General features: G+C 61.6%; 6 protein-coding genes, 1 tRNA gene and 1 pseudogene. 5 read left to right on the top strand and 3 right to left on the bottom strand.

The annotated features are described in order from the left end of the window. Positions 1-170 precede the first annotated feature (170 nt). Positions 171-1,541, bottom strand: coding sequence for a Ppx/GppA phosphatase family protein (locus tag AC0L17_RS15050; RefSeq protein ID WP_473516403.1), 1,371 nt, complete (start codon positions 1,539-1,541; stop codon positions 171-173). A gap of 516 nt (positions 1,542-2,057) precedes the next feature. Here AC0L17_RS15050 and AC0L17_RS15045 point away from each other — a divergent pair. The 3 genes from AC0L17_RS15045 (at position 2,058) to AC0L17_RS15035 (ending at position 3,617) form a co-directional block, all read left to right on the top strand. Beyond that, positions 2,058-2,990, top strand: coding sequence for a lysylphosphatidylglycerol synthase domain-containing protein (locus AC0L17_RS15045; protein ID WP_027154667.1), 933 nt, complete (start codon positions 2,058-2,060; stop codon positions 2,988-2,990). Between the two features lie 217 nt (positions 2,991-3,207). Then, positions 3,208-3,281, top strand: a tRNA-Gln gene (locus AC0L17_RS15040). Between the two features lie 75 nt (positions 3,282-3,356). After that, positions 3,357-3,617 carry a hypothetical protein gene (locus tag AC0L17_RS15035; RefSeq protein ID WP_027154668.1) on the top strand — a complete coding sequence of 87 codons (261 nt, stop codon included), beginning with the start codon at positions 3,357-3,359 and terminating at the stop codon, positions 3,615-3,617. Between the two features lie 276 nt (positions 3,618-3,893). On the opposite strand, the gene AC0L17_RS15030 is transcribed toward AC0L17_RS15035, so the two are convergent. Beyond that, positions 3,894-4,241 (bottom strand): hypothetical protein, encoded by a 348-nt coding sequence (locus AC0L17_RS15030; RefSeq protein ID WP_473516402.1) that lies wholly within the window; start codon positions 4,239-4,241, stop codon positions 3,894-3,896. Between the two features lie 216 nt (positions 4,242-4,457). On the opposite strand from AC0L17_RS15030, the pseudogene AC0L17_RS15025 reads away from it, so the two are divergent. Then, positions 4,458-4,598, top strand: a pseudogene (locus tag AC0L17_RS15025) (XRE family transcriptional regulator); the annotation flags it as partial. 1,391 nt (positions 4,599-5,989) lie between these two features. Here the strand turns inward: AC0L17_RS15025 and AC0L17_RS15020 are convergent. Continuing rightward, positions 5,990-6,283 (bottom strand): hypothetical protein, encoded by a 294-nt coding sequence (locus tag AC0L17_RS15020; RefSeq protein ID WP_473516401.1) that lies wholly within the window; start codon positions 6,281-6,283, stop codon positions 5,990-5,992. Positions 6,284-6,516: 233 nt separating this feature from the next. Here AC0L17_RS15020 and AC0L17_RS15015 point away from each other — a divergent pair, with 233 nt between their 5' ends. Further along, positions 6,517-7,002, top strand: a complete 486-nt coding sequence (locus tag AC0L17_RS15015) for a hypothetical protein (protein WP_139172551.1) — start codon at positions 6,517-6,519, stop codon at positions 7,000-7,002. The last annotated feature ends 41 nt before the right edge of the window (positions 7,003-7,043 follow it).

Below are 7,043 nucleotides of genomic sequence, written 5' to 3'. Positions count from 1 at the left end.
CCCCCCGCGGCGGGTTTGGAGGGCCCCCCCCCGGCTTACGCGCGCCCCCTACCTCCACCCCGGCGCGGGGGGTGGTGGTGTCGAGCGAAGCTCGACGGAGTGGGGGTCGACTGTTCACCAAAGCAATGCTTCCGCTTGGGTGCGAGAAAACCGGCTGCCACTTTTCGGGATCATGCTCGGCCCCGCCCATTGTTGCGCCAGACGCCGTCGTCGGCCATCAATTCGCTCAATATGCCCTCGCGCAGGCCGCGGTCGGCGACGCGCAGCCGCTCCGACGGCCACACCGCGCGGATCGCTTCCAGGATGGCGCAGCCGGCCAGCACCAGATCGGCGCGATCGGCGCCGATGCAGGGATTGGCGACGCGCTGCTGAAAATCCCAGCCGACCAGTTTTTCGACCATGCGGTCGACGCTGTCGCGGTCCATCCACAGCCCGTCGACGCGGCGGCGGTCGTAGCGGTCCAGGTCGAGGTGGACGCCGGCCAGCGTCGTCACCGTGCCCGAGGTGCCGAGCAAGTGGAATTTCGGGCTGGCGAGCACATGGCTCAGCCGGTCGCGCCCGTCGAAAGCGTGCAGGCGCACAGCAACATCCTCGACCATGGCGGCAAAGATCTCACGGGTGACGGCGCGGCCGCCAAAACGCTCGGCCAGCGAGACGACGCCGACCGGCAGCGACGTCCAGGAGACGATGTGGTTGGCGAGCCTCGGCGAGCGGTGGCCGGTGAGATCGATCAGCGCGATTTCCGAGGAGCCGCCGCCGATGTCGAACAGGACGACGCCTTGCGTGTCGCGGTCGACCAGTGAGCCGCAGCCCGACACCGCCAGCCGCGCCTCGGTCTGGCGGTCGATGATCTCGAGTTTTAACCCCGCCTCGCGCTCGACGCGGTCGAGGAACTCGGCGCCGTTGGCGGCCGTGCGGCAGGCTTCGGTGGCGATCAGCCGGGCCTTCCTGATCTTGCGGCCGCGCAATTTGTCACCGCAGATTTTTAGCGCCTCGACCGCACGGTCCATCGCCGGCTGCCCGAGCCGGCCAGTGGCGGTGAGGCTCTCACCCAGCCTGACGATGCGCGAGAAAGCGTCGATGACGCGGAACTGGCCGTGGCGCGTCGGCACCGCCACCAGCAGCCGGCAATTGTTGGTGCCGAGATCGAGTGCCGCGAACACCGGCAGTTCCTGCAGCGGCGGGCGGCGAGCAGCCGGCTCCGGCCGGCCTGGCGCAACCAAAGGCAAGGGCGCGACGATCGCCGCGGGCGGGCGGCTGGCTGGAGCGCTGACAGCAGCCGCCACTCCGGCCGCAGCGAGGCGAGCGTCGTCGCGCGCGAAAACCTTGCGGCCGCGCCGGCGTTTGCGCCGCTTCCTGGTCTTGGCCTTCTGGCCATTCTGATGCTGGGACGCGTCGCCTGCCTGTCCGTGACCGGACCAAGGCTGCACCGGGCGGCCATTGTGCCGGCCGGCGGATGGGCTTGCCTGGCCCGAAGGCAGCGGCGAAGCCCTGGACACGCCCACTTCCGGCGCGCCGGCGCCGGTGTCGTGGTCTTCCACTTCAGTTCCTTCCGGCGCCGCGCGAACCGGAGACCGGACGCAGCAGGCGCTTTCATGTGTTCCAAGTTGCCACCAGACTAGCAGCGCCGGGCCGGATCACCAAGAGCGCAGGGGTCGAATTTGTCGGCGGCATTGTCTCGCCGCTCCGCTCGGCCCGATGATGGCGGGACAGCGCCCCCCTCTGTCCTGCCCTCTTTGCCAAAACTTGGCATCTCCCCCACTAGGGGGGGAGATCGGCCGTCACCGCCGCTTTCGCCAATCCCTCCCGTCGCAGAAACGGGCGGAGCGCCAAAGCTGCCAATCTCCCTCCTTGTGGGGGAGATGTCCGGCAGGACAGAGGGGGGCGCGAAGGATCGCCAGCCTTTCCTTCTCCCGCAGCAGCGCGCCTTCGCAGTTGAATAGCCGGCTTCGATAAGGCATTTCTGAAATGGCGGGGATGAAACATTCGAAATCGCGGGCAGAGTTCCTGACGCGAACCGAACGGGCAACGGGGCTGCAACGCATGATCGTCACGCCATGAACTGGAGGCGTTATTTCTGGCCGGTCGTCGGCGTTGCGGCGGTCGTCTTCTCGCTATGGCTGCTGCTGCACGAGCTGCGCGGCATCTCGCTCGACGACGTCTGGGACGGCATCGTCGCCATCCCTGCCCGCGGCTGGGTGCTCGCCGCGTTGAGCTCGGTCATCGCCTATGCGTCGCTGGCCGGCTACGATCACATCGCGCTCCTGCATATCGGCAAGAAAGTGTCGTGGCTGTTCGTCACCCTGTGCTCCTTCACCACCTACGCGCTGTCGCACAATATCGGCGGCTCGGTTTTTTCAGGCGCGGTGATCCGCTACCGCGCTTACGGAACCAGGGGGCTGACCGGACAGGACGTCGGCATTCTGGTGGCGATCTGCTGGATTACCTTCGTGCTGTCGACGGTGTTGGTTTCAGGCATCGTGCTGGTGCTCGCGCCGGAGATCGTCGACCGTTTTTCCGGCACGCCGCATCATCGGCTTTCGCAGGCGGCGGGGCTCGCGATGCTGCTCGTGGTGGCGGCCTATGTCTTCGGCAGCTGGCTGCATCTCAGGCCATTGAAGATCGGAAGGTTCCAGGTCCATTATCCGGCGCTGCCGATCGTCGCGCGGCAATTGCTGATCGGCCCGATCGAGCTGCTGGCGGCGGCGGCGATCATCTTCTTCGCCCTGCCCGAAGCTGGCAATCCCGGATACTTCGTCGTGCTCGGCGTCTTCCTGATGTCGTTCTCGGTCGCCCAGATCTCGCATGCGCCGGGCGGGCTCGGCGTGTTCGAGGTCGTCTTTCTGACCGGCCTGTCGCATATGGACCCCGTCGGCGTGCTGGCAGCACTGCTGGTGTTCCGGCTGTTCTACCTGATCATCCCGCTGGTGATGGCGCTCGGCGTCGTGCTGTATTTCGAGCACTCGCAGCTCGGGCGAAGGGAGAATTGAGGGGCGCCGCCCTGGGCGCCGCCCCTTCTTCCTTCTCCGCTTGTGGGAGAAGGGAGAGCCCTCGCCCCGGAATGGGCAAGAGTGAGCAAGTCAAAACCTGAGGCAATCGCGCCGATTGAAAAGCCTTCGGCAGGCTTGACTATTTTCCGGCGGCGGCTACAAGGCACGCGCGGCGCCATCGTCGCCCTGCCGCGTGGTTTTCAACAGCCGCGCCTGCTGGGGAATAGGTTAACGGTAGACCCACGGACTCTGACTCCGTTAGTCCTGGTTCGAATCCAGGTTCCCCAGCCAACAGTTTCCGCAATTAAATCAGCCCCTTATGCAGAACAATCGCGACCGACAGAAACTGAGCACTCTAAAACGCCGATGATGGACAGGGATAGCGCGGCTGCATTAGTTTACCACGATCTCAAAACGTCTCAGCGCGCGACTTTCCAGGTTGCCGCCGAGTGGGGTCGTTGGTTGACCGCGTCGCTGGTGCTAGTCCATTCTGGTGCGCTGTTCGGCATGTTTTCGTTGCTGAACAATCCAGCCAGCCAACCTGCGACGCTGGAAGCATTCAAAGCCCCGGTCTGGTGCTTCGTGGCTGGCCTTCTGATGGCGCTGGCATCGGGTTTCTTCGCTTAGATCAACTGGTCGATGCACTCGTTCAATTACGCGTCCTCGGCACGATACGATATGCTTTGGGACGCTGAGAGGTGGATCGATCCTCCACACTTCCAAAGGGCGTTGGACATCACGAATTGGGGCAGCATCGCTTGCGGTTTGCTTTCTGCCCTATCCATTGCGGCGGGCGCGGCTTTGATCCTGCATGGGGACTATCTAGCTGCCATATTCGGAATTTGATCCCGCCCATAGACCGCCACCGTGAGGCAGCGGAGTCTCTGGGCTCATTTGGGCGTGTTAGAACCAGCGCTCCCGGCGCTGGTCGCCAGCCACAAGAACAAGGCCCAACAGCAAGCCTACAGCCGCGCCCAGCATGAAGGCGGACGATACCGTGCCAGGATTTTCTTGAACGACACCGGAAGCAGTAGACGCCCTTTTGCGAAGTGCTTGCGTTGTCCGAGACACGCTATCGGCCGCGCCCTCATACCAACCAGTAGCTTCCTCGACCACCTCTTCAGCGTGCTCCGCGAGCGTCCGATTGATCTTGTTGATCTCGCGTTTCAGTTGCGCAACTTGCTTCTCCAAGGCCTCCTGCGCTTCGCGCTGCGTCTCCGTCGGCTTTGCGTCGTTTGGGTCGTCGGCCATTGTGATCTCCCTTTTGGGTGGGGGCTCAACGGCCGCCGCCGCGTATGGTTCCTCAGCGACAAAAAGCCCGCCACCTTGAAGGCAGCGGGCTAGCAGCGGCAGAGTTTGCCGCCCGTCAGTGACGCTCTGCCGGTGCTTCGAGAAACTCCATGAAGTTCTCAACCACCTGGTCGATCGGCATTGACCGCGCATTGCATCCGCGAAGGATGGCGGGCGGCGATCTTGACAAATTTTGAAGCTGGGAAGCGGGCGCCGTATGACCGCACTCTGCTTGACCTTCAGGCAGCGCTCGAATGGGCCGGCGTCGAGTTCATCCTCGAGAACGGCGGCGGCGCCGGTGTGAGGTTGCGGAAATGAAGACGAGCGGATTTGACTCGCTAAATTCGTCCGGAAGCGTACAGAAGGCATGTCGCTGACCAACTGAACGGGCGTTGGCGCTTGGAAGAGTCGATCACGCTTTCGCCCCACAAGGGATAAAGCGATGTCATTCGACGATCATCTAGACTCCGAGCAACTCGCAACGCTGGCAAGGGTTCTCAACGACTATTGCACAGAGGCAGGAATTCCCAAAGGCCATCCGGCGTGGGAACATTTCGGCCGGCGGCTCATGAGCCTATTCCAGTCCGGGATACATCATCCCGATGAACTCACGTCCAAAATGAACACTGGCTACGAGGATTGGCTAGGCGAGATCGGCGCTACCGGTCCTTTCATACCGCCCAAATTATCGTCCGAGGACCGTCTAGTAGGTGCCAATATCTTGCCAGGATCGGACCGCAGAGGCAGGCCAGCGGTCGGCATCACGACTTAGCTGACTTCGCCACCCGACAGATGATCTGTTTTGCGTCTAGGAGGTGCGTCGGGTCCGCTGTCGACGGCTCCAAAAGCGCGAACGTTGCGCAACTGGACACTTCCGGGAGACAGCGGACTCAAACTGGGGCCAAGAGGGGACAAGGCCCTTTATGATCCCTATGCGGGGATCATTGTGATAACACCGGGCGGGTAACAAACGTTCCGTCGGCTGAAAGATATATATCCGGCCGCGTAGCACTTCTTCACCTTCGGCGTGATCTCTTCGACCCGCACCTTGTCGCCGATTTCTCTCGGCCAGCGCCTTTGCCTTGTCGTTGGTGGTCAGCACCGTGCGCCAATGCGGCTTTTCGAACACGCTTACGATGTAGGTTGTCGTCGCCGGCATCTGCGGCGGAACTTTCCTTTTGATGGATGCGGCGCAAAAGATTTTGGGATCGAGCGAGAATGCGCCGGCTCTCCTCCATGACGGATCGCATCTCCGCAATCGTGGCCCGCGTGGCATCAACCTGCAACCGCGACCTCTCTACGTACACGTTATCGATTTGCCACGGGTCCATTGCCGTAACTCACTGCGACTAGCGTTTTCGAGTTAGAAATCGGGCTTCCCGCATAAGTGACGGCCAGTCGGACCCCAGAAGAGCGATAAGCTCGCGAGCCTGCTCTTCGGTTATATTCGCCTCTTTAACCAAGCGCTGAACGACAGAGTCGTCAGGGGCCCCGCTGGGTGTTCTGTCCCTATCGTCAGCCATCGGAAAAAATCCTTAGGTAGCATAACGCGACCATTTGGACTGAGTTCCTCCACAATGACTTCCGCGATCACGGGATTACTCGGATCTCCCCAAGCTCGGTAGTATCAAGGCGGCGGACGCCAATCCGCTAGGCCGGCGCCCGACAAGGCAATCTACCCCAACGCCCCCCAAGTGGCGCCGGCCACTTCAGCCCCCTCGTTCAAAAGTTGGCTTCCAGTCGCGATTGCGCGCCCGCTGCTGGCCTTCGTAGTCAGGAATGCATGTGAAGAACACCTGCCGTCGATCACGACCGGCAGCCTCGCAGTTTGAGCAGATAAAGAACCCGACCAGGTCGTCATGCATCGAACCGTGGTCACGGCCGAGCCTGTCAATCAGCGCCTGGATGACGAGCTTCGTCGATTTGCAGCACATCGGGTGCGCACAATTGACATAGATGGTCTCGCGGGCGGCCAGGGTGTCGGCCGGGGTCTTTTTGGGCATGGCGATCTCCGTTGAGGGCTCGCCGCAACGGGGAGGAATATAATCCTGAAAGCGAGGGCGTCGGCAATAGGGGACGCCCACTCTTTGACATTGGGTTGATATTAGCTCAGGGGCCTCATTTCTTTCGGCCGGACTCTTTGCAACCTTCTCGCTATCGTGTGCGGCAACGGCGCGGCGTCTTGAAGCATCCGCTTCATCGGCTCGTTGGGTTTTTCGTCAGTGTGAGCACGATAATGGAACGTCCAAAATCCGTATCGGAGATGATCGAGCGCTACGACAGCGATTTTTACGAGCCGATAGGGCGCTTGATAATGCAGTTTGGATTTCTGGAATTCCATATCGATCATTGGCTGTCCGCGCTTGGCGCCGACCAACCGAAGCTGCGGAAAGCGAACAACTTGAATAACAAAATCACTCTGTATGGTCAGATCATCGACCAACACACCACCGAACCGAATGACCTTGCCGAGCGCGATCGCCTCGTCCAGCAGATGCGCGAACTCAACACGTTTCGCAATCGTGTCGTTCACGGTCCGTGGAGCGTATACCTCGGAGAAAAGAAGGCTTGGCAGAAACTCTCAGTCAACCGGCAAAATGCAACACACCAATTCTTTGAGGTGACTGCCGATGTAATTCGGGCGGCTGCTAGCGACCTCGCGAAAATCCAGGTAGAGGCGTCTCACTTTGCCTTTGGCTTTCTAGTACCGAAAAAGGCATAGCAACGAGCGTGGCAGGCGACAAAAGACTAACGGCTGGGTAG

Source organism: Mesorhizobium sp. WSM4829, from assembly GCF_055811475.1.
The sequence above is the reverse complement of the archived record's forward strand: the minus strand, read 5'-3'. Positions and strand labels throughout refer to the sequence as shown.

Bases quoted from the DNA above. Each gene is read 5' to 3' on its own strand.
- AC0L17_RS15045 (WP_027154667.1), top strand. From the start codon at position 2,058: ATGAACTGGAGGCGTTATTTCTGGCCGGTCGTCGGCGTTGCGGCGGTC.
- AC0L17_RS15035 (WP_027154668.1), top strand. From the start codon at position 3,357: ATGATGGACAGGGATAGCGCGGCTGCATTAGTTTACCACGATCTCAAA.
- AC0L17_RS15030 (WP_473516402.1), bottom strand. From the start codon at position 4,241: ATGGCCGACGACCCAAACGACGCAAAGCCGACGGAGACGCAGCGCGAA.
- AC0L17_RS15020 (WP_473516401.1), bottom strand. From the start codon at position 6,283: ATGCCCAAAAAGACCCCGGCCGACACCCTGGCCGCCCGCGAGACCATC.
- AC0L17_RS15015 (WP_139172551.1), top strand. From the start codon at position 6,517: ATGGAACGTCCAAAATCCGTATCGGAGATGATCGAGCGCTACGACAGC.